20 protein-coding genes and 2 pseudogenes are annotated in these 14,586 nt (G+C 56.8%); 9 read left to right on the top strand and 13 right to left on the bottom strand.

Going from position 1 to position 14,586, the window contains the following annotated elements; all coding sequences use genetic code 11:
- A partial coding sequence (locus Aba26S_RS19340; protein WP_033917584.1) for a recombinase family protein occupies window positions 1-456 on the top strand: 456 nt, incomplete at its 5' end.
- 45 nt (window positions 457-501) lie between these two features.
- Window positions 502-1,125: pseudogene (locus tag Aba26S_RS19335) on the top strand (IS5 family transposase); the annotation flags it as partial.
- 79 nt (window positions 1,126-1,204) lie between these two features.
- Here the strand turns inward: Aba26S_RS19335 and Aba26S_RS19330 are convergent.
- The 8 genes from Aba26S_RS19330 to merT (Aba26S_RS19290) all read right to left on the bottom strand — a co-directional run bounded on the left by Aba26S_RS19330 (window position 1,205) and on the right by merT (Aba26S_RS19290) (window position 5,553).
- Complete coding sequence (locus tag Aba26S_RS19330; RefSeq protein ID WP_000993245.1) at window positions 1,205-1,417, bottom strand: DUF3330 domain-containing protein; 213 nt, start codon at window positions 1,415-1,417, stop codon at window positions 1,205-1,207.
- A gap of 65 nt (window positions 1,418-1,482) precedes the next feature.
- Window positions 1,483-1,719 (bottom strand): broad-spectrum mercury transporter MerE, encoded by a 237-nt coding sequence (gene merE / locus Aba26S_RS19320; protein WP_001087807.1) that lies wholly within the window; start codon window positions 1,717-1,719, stop codon window positions 1,483-1,485.
- Window positions 1,716-2,081, bottom strand: a complete 366-nt coding sequence (gene merD, locus Aba26S_RS19315) for a mercury resistance co-regulator MerD (RefSeq protein ID WP_033917457.1) — start codon at window positions 2,079-2,081, stop codon at window positions 1,716-1,718. Before merD (Aba26S_RS19315) ends, merE (Aba26S_RS19320) begins: the two co-directional genes overlap by 4 nt.
- Window positions 2,082-2,121: 40 nt before the next feature.
- Entirely contained in the window at window positions 2,122-2,748 is a 627-nt protein-coding gene (merB, locus tag Aba26S_RS19310; RefSeq protein WP_033917456.1) for an organomercurial lyase MerB, read from the bottom strand.
- Between the two features lie 39 nt (window positions 2,749-2,787).
- Window positions 2,788-4,422 carry a mercury(II) reductase gene (gene merA, locus Aba26S_RS19305; RefSeq protein ID WP_033917455.1) on the bottom strand — a complete coding sequence of 545 codons (1,635 nt, stop codon included), beginning with the start codon at window positions 4,420-4,422 and terminating at the stop codon, window positions 2,788-2,790.
- A 38-nt stretch (window positions 4,423-4,460) separates the two neighbouring features.
- Window positions 4,461-4,886, bottom strand: coding sequence for an organomercurial transporter MerC (gene merC, locus Aba26S_RS19300; protein ID WP_000522996.1), 426 nt, complete (start codon window positions 4,884-4,886; stop codon window positions 4,461-4,463).
- A 27-nt stretch (window positions 4,887-4,913) separates the two neighbouring features.
- The gene (gene merP, locus Aba26S_RS19295; protein ID WP_004178136.1) at window positions 4,914-5,189 is read right to left on the bottom strand and encodes a mercury resistance system periplasmic binding protein MerP; all 276 of its coding nucleotides are present in this window, start codon (window positions 5,187-5,189) and stop codon (window positions 4,914-4,916) included.
- A 13-nt stretch (window positions 5,190-5,202) separates the two neighbouring features.
- Window positions 5,203-5,553: a mercuric ion transporter MerT gene (gene merT / locus Aba26S_RS19290; RefSeq protein WP_001294659.1), complete on the bottom strand. Its 351-nt coding sequence runs from the start codon at window positions 5,551-5,553 to the stop codon at window positions 5,203-5,205.
- A gap of 71 nt (window positions 5,554-5,624) precedes the next feature.
- Between merT (Aba26S_RS19290) and merR the strand changes: the two genes are divergently transcribed.
- Window positions 5,625-6,080, top strand: coding sequence for an Hg(II)-responsive transcriptional regulator (merR, locus tag Aba26S_RS19285; RefSeq protein WP_001166626.1), 456 nt, complete (start codon window positions 5,625-5,627; stop codon window positions 6,078-6,080).
- 166 nt (window positions 6,081-6,246) lie between these two features.
- Here merR and Aba26S_RS21205 read toward each other — a convergent pair whose 3' ends face one another.
- From Aba26S_RS21205 to merD (Aba26S_RS19260), 5 genes and pseudogenes are all read right to left on the bottom strand, one after another.
- Window positions 6,247-7,314, bottom strand: coding sequence for a hypothetical protein (locus Aba26S_RS21205; RefSeq protein ID WP_227504998.1), 1,068 nt, complete (start codon window positions 7,312-7,314; stop codon window positions 6,247-6,249).
- A gap of 250 nt (window positions 7,315-7,564) precedes the next feature.
- Window positions 7,565-8,131 carry a recombinase family protein gene (locus Aba26S_RS19275; protein ID WP_033917453.1) on the bottom strand — a complete coding sequence of 189 codons (567 nt, stop codon included), beginning with the start codon at window positions 8,129-8,131 and terminating at the stop codon, window positions 7,565-7,567.
- A 197-nt stretch (window positions 8,132-8,328) separates the two neighbouring features.
- Window positions 8,329-9,675 (bottom strand): NAD(P)/FAD-dependent oxidoreductase, encoded by a 1,347-nt coding sequence (locus Aba26S_RS19270; protein WP_033917452.1) that lies wholly within the window; start codon window positions 9,673-9,675, stop codon window positions 8,329-8,331.
- Window positions 9,676-9,880: 205 nt separating this feature from the next.
- A complete protein-coding gene (gene merE / locus Aba26S_RS19265; RefSeq protein ID WP_010591735.1) occupies window positions 9,881-10,117 on the bottom strand; it encodes a broad-spectrum mercury transporter MerE in 237 nt (78 codons plus the stop codon).
- Window positions 10,114-10,380, bottom strand: a pseudogene (gene merD / locus Aba26S_RS19260) (mercuric resistance transcriptional repressor MerD); the annotation flags it as partial. The gene merE (Aba26S_RS19265) and the pseudogene merD (Aba26S_RS19260), both read right to left, overlap by 4 nt.
- 98 nt (window positions 10,381-10,478) lie before the next feature.
- Here merD (Aba26S_RS19260) and merT (Aba26S_RS19255) point away from each other — a divergent pair.
- From merT (Aba26S_RS19255) to Aba26S_RS19230, 6 genes are all read left to right on the top strand, one after another.
- Complete coding sequence (gene merT / locus Aba26S_RS19255) at window positions 10,479-10,829, top strand: mercuric ion transporter MerT (protein ID WP_005028429.1); 351 nt, start codon at window positions 10,479-10,481, stop codon at window positions 10,827-10,829.
- 13 nt (window positions 10,830-10,842) lie between these two features.
- Window positions 10,843-11,121: a mercury resistance system periplasmic binding protein MerP gene (gene merP / locus Aba26S_RS19250; RefSeq protein WP_005028432.1), complete on the top strand. Its 279-nt coding sequence runs from the start codon at window positions 10,843-10,845 to the stop codon at window positions 11,119-11,121.
- A gap of 186 nt (window positions 11,122-11,307) precedes the next feature.
- Window positions 11,308-13,017, top strand: a complete 1,710-nt coding sequence (merA, locus tag Aba26S_RS19245; protein WP_033917451.1) for a mercury(II) reductase — start codon at window positions 11,308-11,310, stop codon at window positions 13,015-13,017.
- Window positions 13,018-13,052: 35 nt separating this feature from the next.
- Entirely contained in the window at window positions 13,053-13,706 is a 654-nt protein-coding gene (merG, locus tag Aba26S_RS19240; protein ID WP_033869423.1) for a phenylmercury resistance protein MerG, read from the top strand.
- An 83-nt stretch (window positions 13,707-13,789) separates the two neighbouring features.
- The gene (gene merB / locus Aba26S_RS19235; RefSeq protein ID WP_033917449.1) at window positions 13,790-14,428 is read left to right on the top strand and encodes an organomercurial lyase MerB; all 639 of its coding nucleotides are present in this window, start codon (window positions 13,790-13,792) and stop codon (window positions 14,426-14,428) included.
- Window positions 14,425-14,586, top strand: a 162-nt coding sequence (locus Aba26S_RS19230) for a MerR family transcriptional regulator (protein WP_034714743.1), incomplete at its 3' end; no start/stop codon positions are given. The genes merB (Aba26S_RS19235) and Aba26S_RS19230, both read left to right, overlap by 4 nt.

The following is a 14,586-nucleotide window of genomic DNA, read 5'->3' as shown; positions in this document are numbered from 1 at the left end:
AAAAATACCGACCGACCGAAATTTCAAGAAATGTTGAACTATGTCCGGGAAGGGGATAGGGTGATTGTACATTCCATGGATCGTTTTGCACGAAGTCTAAAAGATTTGGTCACTGAAGTAGATAAACTGGTCAAAAGAGGGATCGCCATCCAGTTTGTAAAAGAGAATATTACTTTTACTGCCCAATCCACGCCGATGGATAATTTGATGCTGCAACTGATGGGTGCTTTTGCTCAATTCGAGCGGGAAATTATCTTAGAACGTCAGAAAGAAGGGATTAAGATCGCAGCAGCTCAGGGCAAATATAAAGGTCGTGTCCATAAATTGAATCCAGATCAAGCTAAAGCATTACTGCAAGCCTGGAAAGAAGGGAAGTATTCATCAAAAGTTGATCTGGCAAAAGCGTTTGGTATCAGTAGACAGGCTGTCTATCGGTATTTAAAACAAATTAATTAGTCACTAGATGGACTGAAAGGTGCCTACAAAATCAGTGGCTATTCAGATATTACAATTAGCTACCAAAAAAGTAGAGATGGTCTGCATCTACTCGTGGACTCTACTGGCTTGAAGTTTCTAGGTGAAGGTGAATGGAAATGCAAGAAACATGGATCTGAATATCGTCGCCAATGGCGTAAGCTCCATATTGCTATAGAAGCTGAAACCCTTCAAATACGTGCAGTACAACTCACGACAAATAATGTCAGCGATTCACAAGTGCTCGAAGATTTACTTTCTCAAGTTCCCTTGGATGAACGAATTGATTCAGTCTATACAGATGGTGCTTATGACACAAAGCACTGCCGACAAGTCATTTTAAATCGTGATGCACATGCGGTCATTCCACCCAGGAAGAATGCAAAGCCTTGGAAAGATCAGCAAGTCAGGTCTATAGAACGAAATGAGTTATTGAAAACAGTCAAACTGCTAGGAAGGTCACTTTGGAAAAAGTGGTCTGGTTATCATCGTCGAAGTTTGGTGGAAACCAAGATGCATTGCATCAAATTATTAGGCGATAAATTAACAGCAAGGAGTTTTCCTAGTCAGGTGAATGAGATTCATGCACGCGTAGCCGTCTTGAACAAATTCACAGAATTGGGGCGCCCTCACACCCAAGTTGTCACTTGAATTTGGCTCAATTAGGATCGCTCTATCTTTCAAACCTTTATGCAACAAAGCCAGTCCCTATGTTAATTTGAAGAATGCCTCAATCTGACGGCTGCGAACCGCCAGGGACAGGCGCAATGTCAGATTCTGTCGCGGCCTTGGCGCGTGCCTGGAAGCGTTCATAGCAATCCAGCCCGCAGAAATGTTCGACGTATTCCGCGCCTTCCGGGGTGAAGGCGGCATCGAGCGGAATTTCTTTGCAGCATACGCAGCAGGTGGTGCAACTGGCAGTGTTCGGGGCGTTTGCGTTCATGGTGGTACTCCTCCAGATTGGTAGCGAAGCTCAAAGCTGCCCACTCTCGGCTGGCTGGGAAGCGGTCATGATCTTCCCTTGAAGGCCCGCAGCAGCCGCGTCACAGACAGGACAAACAAGCCGGTCAGCGTGAGGGCTGCAATACCCCAGTGCTCCCCGATGAACGCGCCGGCCGTCGTGCCGGCTAGCACAATGGCGAGAATCGGCAAATGGCAGGGACAGGTGAGCACGGCCAGCGCGCCCCACAAGTAGCCGGTGATCGGTTTGTGCGTCTCAGACGGCAAGTGCTCTGGGCTGTTCATGGCAGACTCTCCGCGTGCTGTGCCGGTTCGGTTGGCATGGCGGCCAGTTGCATTTCGAGGCTGGCCAGGGCCTCGCGCCGACGCTCGACGAGTTGCCGCAACACGGCAAGCTGCGCAGACGCACCGTCACCGTCCGCAGCATCCAGCGCCCGGCACAGCCGCGCCAGCACATCCAGGCCGATGCCCGCTTCGAAGGCGGCCCGCACGAAGCGTAGCCGTTGCAAGGCGGCATCGTTGAACAGGCCGTAGCCGCCTGGGGTGCACGCCACCGGCCGCAGCAATCCACGCAGCAGGTAGTCGCGCACGATATGCACACTCACGCCCGCGTCATGTGCTAAGCGGGAAACTGTATAAGCGCTCACTGAACACCTCCTTTTCCTCACCCTGCGCAGCACAGGACAGTTACGTCCCGCTAGGCGATGACAGCTGTCGAGCAAGCTCTTGCCCAAGGCGAAAGGCCTCTTCGACGCCCACAACTTCGGCACCCTCATGCTGCGCGACCCAATCGTCAGCGGCAGCGGCGCTGGCAAAAAAGTGGACGTGGCAGCAGAAGGAGCAGCGAATGTCGGATGACGCATTTGGTCGCACCAGTGACACAACTGCGCTCGCCGGTTCGAGCCGGTGCAGCCCATCTGGCGCCACCGTAAGCGATACCTCTTCACCCGTTGTAGGGCAGCGCGAGGAGACGTACGCGCTCCTGCCGAGCAAAGCCGGGAATATTAATACGTCTAGGGCGCACCACGTGTAGAGACGTTGGCCGTCAATCTCAAAGGTATGCGGGGTTTCGCGCAGCGTAAGGCCATAGCCGACAATATTGCCGTCGTCGTCATACTCGGTGCTGGGGACCTGATCGAGTGCTGCCGCGACTCTGTCGGCCGGCCAGTCGAGCACGGTCGCGAGCGTTTTCCGCGAGACGGGACTTCCCTTGGCAATCTCGCGAAGAAGCGGAAGCAAGAGTTCAGTGGGATGTAGTCGGTTGATAACCGAGAAACGCTCCGCGATTTCTTTGACGAAGGTTGATGTTTCCATAGTTGTTTGGCTCCTTGGGGTTTGGTGATTTGATTCCGATTACCCGGCGCAGCAGGAAAGCTGCTTCACGTCCTTGCTGAAGGTCTGCGCCGCGAGCTTCAACCCCTCGACCATCGTCAGGTAAGGGAACAACTGGTCGGCCAGTTCCTGCACCGTCATGCGGTTGCGAATGGCGAGAACAGCCGTCTGGATCAGTTCGCCCGCTTCCGGGGCAACCGCCTGCACGCCGATGAGCCGTCCGCTACCTTCCTCAATGACCAGCTTGATGAAGCCGCGTGTGTCGAAGTTGGCAAGCGCACGCGGCACGTTGTCGAGCGTCAGCGTGCGGCTGTCGGTTTCGATGCCATCGTGGTGCGCTTCCGCCTCGCTGTAGCCCACGGTCGCCACTTGCGGGTCGGTGAACACCACGGCCGGCATCGCGGTCAGATTGATGGCGGCGTCGCCGCCGGTCATGTTAATGGCCGCACGAGTGCCGGCCGCTGCCGCCACATAGACGAACTGCGGCTGGTCGGTGCAGTCGCCGGCCGCGTAGATGTTCGGGCTACTGGTGCGCATGCCCTTGTCGATGACGATGGCCCCCTGCGCATTGACGGCTACCCCCGCCGCTTCCAATGCCAGGCTGCGCGTGTTCGGTGTCCGGCCGGTGGCGACCAGCAGCTTGTCGGCGCGCACTTCGCCCTGTCCAGTGGTCAGCACGAATTCGCCGTCCACATGGGCGACTTGGCTGGCTTGCGTATGTTCCAGTACCTTGATTCCTTCGGCACGGAAGGCGGCTGTGACGGCCTCGCCGATGGCAGGGTCTTCGCGGAAGAACAGCGTGCTGCGCGCAAGGATCGTGACCTGGCTACCCAGCCGGGCGAAGGCTTGCGCCAGTTCCAGCGCCACCACCGACGAGCCGATGACGGCCAGGCGTTCGGGAATGGTGTCGCTGACCAAGGCCTCGGTCGAAGTCCAGTAGGGTGACTCTTTCAGGCCCGGAATCGGCGGCATGGCCGGACTGGCACCCGTGGCGACCAGGCAGCGGTCGAACATCACGACGCGCTCACCACCCTCGTTCAAACTAACGATAAGGCTCTGGTCGTCCTTGAAACGCGCTTCACCGTGCAGAACGGTGATGGCTGAATTGCCGTCCAGGATGCCTTCGTACTTGGCATGACGGAGTTCTTCGACACGGGCCTGCTGCTGGGCCAGCAGCCGCTCGCGCAAGATCGTCGGCGGTGTGGGTGGCATGCCGCCGTCGAATGGGCTTTCCCGGCGCAGATGGGCGATGTGGGCGGCGCGGATCATGATCTTGGACGGCACACAACCGACGTTGACGCAGGTGCCGCCGATGGTGCCGCGCTCAATCAGCGTGACCTGCGCGCCTTGCTCGACGGCCTTCAGTGCTGCCGCCATCGCGGCTCCACCGCTGCCGATCACGGCGACTTGCAACGGGCGCTCGCCGCCGCTGCCCTTGTCGGCCGGCGGGGCATCGGCGAGCATCGCTTTGTAGCCCAGGCCAGCCACGGCGGCGGTCAGTGCGTCCGGCGCTGTGCCTGGATCAAGGGCGAGCTGGGCCGCGCCCTTGGCATAGGACACTATGGCAGATTGGACGCCGGGTACTTTTTCCAGCGCTTCCTTGACGTGCGCCGCGCACGAGTCGCAGGTCATGCCGGTGATTTTTAGATGGGTCATGTATTTTTCCTTTTCTGTGGTGGCTACGGCTGTTGCCGTCAGCCACGTTGTTCTGGCAATTCACAGCTGTCCGGCCCGCAGCGGCGATGTGCTGGCGAGATGAAATCCCAGACCGACACCCCAACCATCAAGGCCAGGCCGACATAGAGCAGTCCACCGCTCTGCCAGCCGTAAGCCCGCATTAAAAACACCGCTGCCAGCACCAAGATCGGGCCTATCGTGCCGAGCGCCGTGCGTCGCCACTGTCGATGATTGAGCCAAGCGATAGCATTGGCGAGTAACGCGATGCCGGCGAACATCGGCAGCAGGATGCCAATGAATAGCCCCTCGTACTGGCTCAAGAAGCCCAGTCCGATGGCCGCGCCAAAGCTGGCGATGGCAGGAAAACAGGCGGCGCAGCCCATCGCGGAAACGACGCTGCCGAGCGCGCCGGTTTTGCCAGCGATGCGCGTGATGAGTCCCATGTGTCGCTCCCGAGTTCGGTTAACGGATCAGCGTTTGAGGCTGGACGGATAGCCCGCGTCCTCGGTCGCCTTGGTCAACTTCTGGACGTTGGTCTTGGCATCGTCGAAGGTGACGACGGCCTGGCGCTTGTCGAAACTTACGTCGGTCTTGCTCACGCCCTCAACCTTGGAAAGCGCGTGCTTGACAGTGATCGGGCAAGAGGCGCAGGTCATGCCAGGCACGGACAGCGTGACGGTCTGAGTGGCGGCGAACACGGGGGCAACGAAAGCGGCGAGAGCGAGGGAGGCAAACAGCTTTTTCATGATGAACTCCTGATTAGTAGAAAAATGGCATGACGTAGGGAAAACCAAGCGCGACCAAGACCAACACGGCGACGAACCAGAAAATGAGCTTGTAGGTGGTGCGCACTTGCGGAATCGCGCACACCTCGCCCGGCTTGCAGGCTGCGGTCGGTCGGACGATGCGCCGCCAGGCAAAGAACAGTGCAACCAGCGCCGCGCCGATGAAGATCGGCCGATACGGCTCCAATACCGTCAGGTTGCCGATCCATGCCCCGCTGAACCCCAAGGCGATCAAAACCAGCGGCCCCAGGCAGCAGGCCGACGCAAGAATGGCGGCCAGCCCACCGGCGAAGAGCGCGCCGCGCCCGTTTTGTGGTTCAGACATACGCTTGTCCTTTCAAATTTGGTTTGGATAGCTTAAGCTTACTTCCGTAGTTATGTACGGAGTCAAGCGATATGCAAATTAATTTTGAGAATCTGACCATTGGCGTTTTTGCCAAGGCGGCCGGGGTCAATGTGGAGACCATCCGGTTCTACCAGCGCAAGGGCCTGCTGCCGGAGCCAGACAAGCCCTATGGCAGCATTCGCCGCTATGGCGAGGCGGATGTAACACGAGTGCGGTTCGTGAAATCGGCCCAGCGGCTGGGCTTTAGCCTGGACGAAATCGCCGAGCTACTGCGGCTGGAGGATGGCACCCATTGCGAGGAAGCCAGCGGTCTGGCCGAGCACAAGCTCAAGGATGTGCGCGAGAAGATGGCCGACTTGGCACGCATGGAGGCCGTGCTGTCTGAACTGATGTGCGCCTGCCATGCGCGGAAAGGGAACGTTTCCTGCCCGCTGATTGCGTCACTGCAAGACGGAACGAAGCTCGCTGCATCGGCGCGGGGGAGTCACGGGGTGACTACGCCTTAGCGTGCTTTATTTTCCGAATTCTGAGACGACCCCTAGATGCCTGGTCAAGACTGCATACTTGCAGTTTTGACCAAGCATCGGAATATAATTTTAAGCAATAAAAACAATATTATGTAGCAACTTCACAAAAAGATAATAATCAGCAGGTTACAGTGAGAAACCTAGATTAACTCGGCATCCTATTGTGAAAATCAATAGCAAAATCTGATTCAGATCGTGGTTCGGTATTGTAGAATTTGAAGCCTAAACATTTAACTTCCTTATAACCATGCTCTTTAACTTCATTTAAGAACTCAACATAGTTTTGTGAATCATCTTGATCTGCATCAAAAACAATTTGGCTTTCATCATCCAAACTAATCAATACTTCCTCTTTCCAAGTATCCTTTTCAAGCAAATGACCACCTTTAGGCTCAATTAAGCATTGATAGTACATTTCACTATTTTCAGCATCATTAATGATCAGCATGTAGTCAGGGCTGAATCTACGACCATCTTTAGGGCTAAACAACCAATAATCGAGTTCATTCCGTATCAGGTAAATCTCTGCACCCTTGTAGCGTGATTTAAGCTCGTCAATTTGAGTTGCAACAAACTTAACAAAGCGTTTTTCTTCACTTGTGCCATAGTTTTCACTGTAGGCGTACCAATCGGCAGTTTCAACATCAAACTGTAGATCGGGGTTGTCATGGCTTGACTGTGGTTTTGCACGTTCATCAGGTGCATGATCACTCGTTTCACCATCTGAATCTTGGATAGGGAACGAAACCAAGTAGATGTTCTTTTCTTGCTGAAAGATAGAGGATAGTGATTTAGGTCTAAAAATATGACTTCCTGTAATCTGTGGCATGTGCCGATCTATGGCTTTACGCACTTCGGGTAAAATCACACCGACCAATAATTGCAGTTTTTCATGCGCTTCAAGTTGGTTAATGTCCTTACCTTCTGAATACGAATATTTAATTTCATATAAAGGTAGATACTTTTCGATCAATTCATCAATACTTTTTATCCCAACAATGTGATTTTTCAGATGATTAAATCGAAAGAAATTGTTTTCTGCTGACATTAATGCCTTGCGGATAATTAACGGGGAAAAGTATTCATCGGTTAAATGAATGGTTTTATACTGAATCCCTGCCTGAATATTATTTTGCTCTTTATCCGTTAAATTTCTTGTATAAGGGGGCGTCGCAGAATTCGGAAAAAAACGTACGCTAAGCAGAACGATCATCGGCCGAGATTCCGGCCATTTTCGTTCGTTGAAGTGAAAGTGTCCGATTTAAAGAAGCAAAAGTGTCCAGAGCTTGCAGTCGTGAAGTAAAAGTGTCCAAGGCGGTCGGGTTTGAATCAAGGAGATTGGTTTGAGGGTGAAGCGCTTTTAGTCGGTTGACGTTCGACATGGTGGCTTGCCTTGTCCACCGCGGCGATGAAGGCCGCGCGGTCTTCCTGGGGTCTGAGGTGCAGTGGAACGGAAAACCGGGTTAAGCCGTTGGCGCCACTTTCAGGTATTGATACAGCGTCTCGCGACTGATGCCGAACTCGCGCGCAAGCGTGGCTTTCTGCTCGCCGGCACCGGCGCGGCGGCGTAGCTCGACAACCTGGTCGTCCACAAGCGCCATCTTACGGCCACGGTAAGTGCCGCGCTGCTTGGCCAGCGCGATCCCCTCTCTCTGCCGCTCGCGGATCAGCGCCCGCTCGAATTCAGCGAACGCTCCCATTACCGACAGCAGTAAGTTCGCCATCGGCGAATCCTCGCCAGTGAAGCTGAGGCACTCCTTGACGAACTCAATGCGGATGCCGCGCTTGGTGAGCTGCTGCACCAGGCGGCGCAGGTCGTCTAGGTTGCGGGCAAGGCGATCCATGCTGTGCACCACCACAGTGTCACCCTCGCGCGCGAATGACAGCATGGCATCGAGCTGCGGCCGCAGGGTGTCCTTCCCCGAAGCCTTGTAGATGAACTGCTTATCCACCTGGACGTTGTCGAGTTGGCGTTCTGGGTTCTGGTCGAAACTGCTGACCCTGATATAGCCCATGCGTTGACCGTGCAAGATGAGTCTCCAAGAGGCGAAAGTGTCAGGGAAACTCTATGACCCTTCGCGGCATCTTTCAAGAAATCACGAAACGGACTCTATCCTGACTGATCAATTCGGGGCATCCTGACATCAGGTTAGGGTATGCCTCAATCTGACGCCTATCGGCCGATATATCACGGCCGCTCCTGGCCCGTGTCGGATTTACGGCCGGACTACAACATATATCCAATGTCCGACGCACCGGTGGGATAGGCGAACATCGTCGTCTTGAGCTGTTCCGCCGTGAGGCCATGGCGTATTGCGAGAGCAAAGATGTTGATCACCTCATCCACATGCGGGCCCAGTAGATGTGCGCCGAGCACCCGGTCAGTTTCCTCGTCGATGAGCACCTTGAATCCATAAGCAGGCTCTGCGGCCTGACGCGCCGTGAACCAGTCGGATGCCTTTTCGCTCTGCATGCGGAACTTGTAGCCTTGCCGGCGCGCCTCAGCTTCGCCTAGTCCCACGGCGGCAAGGGGCGGGATCGTGAAGACCACGCTCGGCACCCCAGTGTAGTTCGGCTCTTGGTGGTTCCCGTTCAGCAGATTCGACGCAACCACCTTGCCATCGTGGCTCGACACCGGCGTCAGGGGTGGGCCCACTTGCGCGGCGTCGCCGGCCGCATACACCGCCGGATTAGAGACACTCTGCAGGAACTCGTTGAGCTTGATCCGGCCCCGCTCGTGCGCCACCCCGGCGGCGTCCAGGTCGAGCGCGTCGAGCGCGGGCACGCGGCCGGCGCCATGCACAACGAGGTCTGCCTGGAACGTCTCCAAGTTCCCATGTGCAGCGGCACGGACGGTGAAGCTGCCACCGTCCCGGTCTATGGTCTCGACGGCGGTCCCGGTGCGCACGTCAATGCCGAGATCGCGAGACTTCTCCACCAGCCACCCGACAAGGTCTGGGTCAAATGGCCCGAGCACGCGCGAAGCCTGCTCGAGTACGGTGACTTCGGCGCCTGCGCGCCGTGCGGTATGCGCAAACTCGAAGGCGATAAAGCCACCGCCGACGAGAATGATCCGGCGCGGCAGGGTCTCCAATTCAAGAAATTCCTCGTGGGTGATCAGGTGCTCCTCGCCCGCGATGCCGAGCTTCATCGGCTCCGCTCCCGAGGCGATCAGGATGTACTCGGCCTCCAGCGGCTCGCCTTCGACATCAAGCGTTTGGCGGCCGGTGAAGCGGGCAAGCCCATGATAGGTATCTATATCCTTGTCGGCGTAACGCTGCCGGTGCTTTTCTGGAATGGGATCGGTAAAAGTCCGCTTGAAGGCGATCAGGGCCGGCCAGTCGATACGGGTCTCGCCGGCAATGCCTTTGCCATGCATGCGACGGGCGTGGTCCGCCGCGGTGGCGCCGCCTACGAGCATTTTTTTGGGATCGCACCCGCGCAGTGCGCACGTGCCACCAAAGGGGCGGAAATCAATCACCGCAACACTCCATCCGGCAGCCCGCACACGCATCGCGGCGACCATCGCTGCCGTCCCGGTGCCAATAATCACAAGGTTGTATCGTTTCATCATTCACTCTCCTAATTCGATAAAATAGGTGCGTTCCGCGGAACGCCAGGATGCGAAGCACACGACCACTCGGACTTTCTAAAGCGTGCAAAGTTGCCGCCACCGACTGGTCCATCGAAGGCAGCACTGCTGCAATACCTGGCTTGGAGCGCTCAACCTGGCTCTGTAACCGTTGCAAGGCAGTCACTTCGGTCCTGCCCGGCGATGATCAGGCACTTCGCCTGAAAGCGCGGATCCCTCGTGCCAAGGACAGGATGAACAGCCCCGTCAGGGCGACTGCCGCGATGACCCGATGCTTTCCGAGGAGCCAGCTGCCCCCTGTGCCGGGGAGTACAACGGCGAGCACCGGCAGGTGGCAGGGACATGTGAGCACCGCAAGCGCGCCCCAAAGGTAGCCGCTGAGCGGCTTGGGTGTGTCGGGGGGAATGCGCTCCTGACTATTCATACAGGAAGCGCCGACGCGCCATGCGCCAATTCAGTCAACTGGGCTTCCAGGTTCGCCAGCGCTTGGCGGCGGCGCTCGACGAGCTGGCGCAGCACGGCAAGCTGCGCGGCCGCTTCCTCGGAGTCCGCAGCATCCAGCGCCCGGCACAGCTGCGCCAACGCATCCAGGCCGATACCCGCCTCGAAGGCCGCCCGTACGAAGCACAGCCGTTGCAAGGCAGCATCGTCGAACAGGCCGTAGCCGCCAGGGGTGCACGCCACGGGCCAGGCGGAACCCGCCGCTGTTTTTCCAAAGTCCTTGACTCCGTACTTAGCTCCGGACGTACGATCATGTTTTCGATGGATCTTGCAAAGGAGAATTTATGTCTGAGCCGCAAAAAGGCCGCGGCGCCCTGTTTGCTGGTGGGCTGGCCGCCATTCTTGCGTCGGCCTGCTGCCTGGGGCCGTTGGTGTTGGTCATGTTGGGATTCAGCGGCGCTTGGATGAGTAACTTGGCGGCATTGGATCCTTACCGCCCCATCTTTCTCGGTGCGGCATTGATAGCAATGTTCTTTGCCTACCGCCGCATCTTCCGGACTACGCAAGCATGCGAGCCTGGCGATGTATGCGCTGCCCCACAAGCCAAGACGTCGTACAAAGTCATCTTTTGGATTGTGGCTGCGCTAGTTGTCGTTGCACTAACGTTCCCGTATGTAATGCCCCTGTTCTACTAATTGAGGAAAAATCATGAAAAAACTGCTTACCGCTCTTGCCCTTGCCGCTACCTTCGCTGTCCCTGCCTGGGCCGCCACGCAGACGGTCACGTTGTCCGTTCCCGGAATGTCCTGCGCGACTTGCCCTATCACCGTGAAGAAGGCGCTGAGCAAGGTAGAGGGCGTTAGCAAGATCGAGGTCGACTACGCAACCAAGCTGGCTGTTGTGACGTTCGACGATGCGAAAACCAGCGTCCAGGCATTGAACAAGGCGACGACGGACGTGGGCTACCCTTCTGAACTGAAGAAATAAGGCATCAAATGACGGCGGCGTCGCCAGAGCCAGATAGAGATGTTGTTCTGGCGATTCTACTGTCAGTCATTCCGTGCACAACCTGTAAATGACGTACGGAGCCTGTTCGCTGATGCGAAAAACTGATCCAGTTACCGAGGCGTTGTACGACTCGGCTTGGGCATAACGGATGAAAGAGAGAGCAAAATGCAAGAATTAAACGAAGTTGGTCTGAGCGTGGCGGGCATGACTTGCCCAAGTTGCACAAAGCACGTTGAGGACGCGCTGCTGGCGGTTCCCGGCGTGATACGAGCGTCTGTCGATTATCCGGCGAACAGGGCGCAGGTCACGGGCAATAGGCTTGACGTATCGGCACTCGTGACGGCAGTGGGGGCACTTGGTTATCGTGCTAAGCCTGCAGACGAAGTGGAAAGCAAAAGGCGCAGTGCTGAACGGCCAGGACTTCTTGGCAGAGCCGCCCAGTGGCTGAGCGGTGACCGCGCGGTGGAGGAGCTGGCCGGTCAGTTACATGTGGCGGTTATCGGTAGCGGCGGAGCCGCTGTGGCGGCTGCGCTCAAAGCGGCGGAAAACGGTGCCCGGGTCACGCTGATCGAGCGCGGGACTATCGGCGGCACCTGCGTCAACGTGGGTTGCGTTCCCTCCAAGATCATGATTCGGGCAGCCCATATCGCTCATCTGCGCCGTGAAAGTCCTTTTGACGTGGGGCTCACTGCGACGCCGCCTGTTGTCTCGCGTGACCGTTTGCTTGTCCAGCAACAGGCGCGCGTGGACGAGCTGCGAATTGCCAAATATGAAAGCATCCTCGAAAGCAATCCGTCAATCAATCTGGTACGAGGCAGCGCCCGTTTCAAGGATGGCCACACGCTTATCGTGGAAGCTGCAGAAGGGGACTGGCACGAAGTGGCGTTTGACCGCTGTCTCATTGCTACCGGCGCGAGCGCAGCCATTCCGCCGTTGCCTGGTCTTGCAGAAACCCCCTATTGGACTTCCACCGAAGCGCTGGTTAGCGAGACCATTCCGAAACGGCTCGCAGTAATCGGTGCCTCAGTAGTAGCGCTGGAACTGGCGCAGGCGTTTGCACGGCTGGGCAGCGAAGTCACGATCCTGGCGCGGCGCACGTTGTTTGCGAGCGAGGACCCTGCCATTGGCGAGGCCGTGACCGCTGCCTTCCGAGCGGAAGGCATCACGGTGTTGACACAGACACAGGCAAGTGCCGTGACCTATTCCGATCGCCAATTCATCCTCACGACCCCGCAGGGAGAGTTGCGCGCGGATCAATTGTTCGTTGCTACCGGCCGCGCACCGAATACCACCAGCCTGGATCTTGAACGAGCAGGTGTGGCGCTCGACTCGCAACATCGCATCGTGATCGATAAAGGCATGCGAACGAGCGCACCGAACATTTATGCAGCCGGCGATTGCACCGACCAACCGCAGTACGTCTACGTTGCAGCCGCCGCTGGCACCCGTGCCGGTATCAACATGACAGGCGGCGACGCAACGCTCGATCTCGACGCTATGCCGGCAGTCGTGTTCACTGATCCGCAAGTTGCCACGGTTGGCTACAGTGAAGCAGAAGCCCAGCGCATCGGCCTGCAAACCGACAGTCGTACTCTCACGCTCGACAATGTGCCGCGTGCACTCGCCAACTTCGACACGCGCGGCTTTATCAAGCTTGTCGCTGAGGCTGAATCTGGACGCATTCTTGGGGTTCAGGCTGTAACACCGGAAGCAGGCGAGATCATCCAGACTGCCGCGATTGCCATCCGGGCTCGCATGACCGTCCAGGATCTTGCCAACCAACTTTTCACCTACCTCACCATGGTGGAAGGTCTCAAACTGGTGGCACAGACTTTCTCGAAGGATGTGACACAGCTATCGTGCTGTGCGGGCTAAACCAAGGACACGAAAAGAGCGACAGAGGAGTTTTTATGTTTTGCGATATTAGACTAACAGCACGTTGCACCCGTGCATGCTTAACCATTCTGTTGGCGGGTACTGCAGCGTTTGGCTTGTCAAACAATGCGCTGGCGGCCTACGACTTTTCTAAGCTGGGAGCAGCGATCGAAACATTGGCGCCGGAGACCGTCGACGGCTGGGAAAAGAAAGCGAGGGCGGGCGATGCCATGGCGCAGAACATCATGGGTCTTGCCTACAAATGCGGTATGGGCGTAAAACAAGACCATGCTGCATCGATCCAGTGGTTTCGCAGGGCGGCCGAGCAGGGTGAAGCTGATGCGCAGTTCAACCTGGGGCGCCTCTACGCAAGCGAAGTCGACGGTATGTATAAGAAAGGGCGTGCGGCTCCTGCCGACGATGCACAGGCGTTCAAGTGGTACCGCCTCTCTGCCGAGCAGGGACACACGCAGGCTCAAGTCAGGCTGGCTCAACTGTTTGCGAAGGGGCTCGGTGAGGTCGCGCGCGACCAGGTTCAGGCCTACAAGTGGATGAGTCTGGCAGCAGCGTCAGGAGAACCAACGGCAGCAAAAGTCATTGCCGACTATGCGGCTCAAATGAAGCCCGAACAGGTGCAGCAAGCGCAATTGCTGGTCCAGGAATGGAAACGCCGGCAAAGCGCACGCTGACGTGATCTTTGAAAAGCGCGGCATGTAATCGCCAAGGGTGGGTTTATGCCGCGTAACCGCTGCTTGGATGTTGGAGGTGGAAATTGGACAAGACTATATATTCCAAAAAGATTGCCGAGAGCCTCTCATCTGGCAATCATCCAGAAGAGTTCGCAACCCTCTTCGTCACCCTGCTTCGTCAGCTTGTGATGGGAAGGCCTGTGTCACGCGAAGCGCTCGGCACCGCACTCGGATGGTCTGGGCAGAGGGTTGCAACTGTACTTGAGCCGGCGCCCGGTACCGAATATGACGAGCAGGGCAATATCATTGGACTGGGCCTGACGCTACGCGAAACCCCTCACGTTTTTGAAGTGGATGGCCGCCGTTTATACACCTGGTGTGCGCTCGACACCTTGATGTTTCCCGCTTTGATTGGCAAAACAGCCCGTGTCACGTCGCGCTGTGCTGCCACCGGCAGGCCGATTACGCTCACAGTTGCGCCAGAAGCAGTGCTTCAGGTTGAACCGGCGGAAACAATGGTGTCTCTGCTAACGCCGGATGCTTCACCCGACATTCGCTGTTCCTTTTGCTGTCATGTGCATTTTTTTGCATCGCCTTCTGTTGCAAATGCATGGGCTTCGACGCACCCGGGGATAGAGCTCGTGCCTGTCGAGAATGCATTCGGTCTCGGACATCTGATCGCGCATAAGCTGTTAGAAGACAGCGAGCGAAACACGGCATGAATGCCTACTCGATTTCGAAGCTTGCTGAAGATGCAGGCGTAAGCGTGCATGTTGTGCGCGACTACTTGATGCGCGGGTTGTTGCATCCCGCCTGGCGAACCGAAGGTGGCTACAACGTTTTCGATGCCAAAACACTGGAACGGTTGCGTTTCCTGCGC

Origin of the sequence: Acinetobacter sp. NBRC 110496, from assembly GCF_000876115.1 — a bacterium.
In the GTDB taxonomy this organism is placed as follows: domain Bacteria; phylum Pseudomonadota; class Gammaproteobacteria; order Pseudomonadales; family Moraxellaceae; genus Acinetobacter.
Note: the sequence above shows the minus strand (reverse complement) of the source record. Positions and strands in the feature narration are given on the sequence as shown.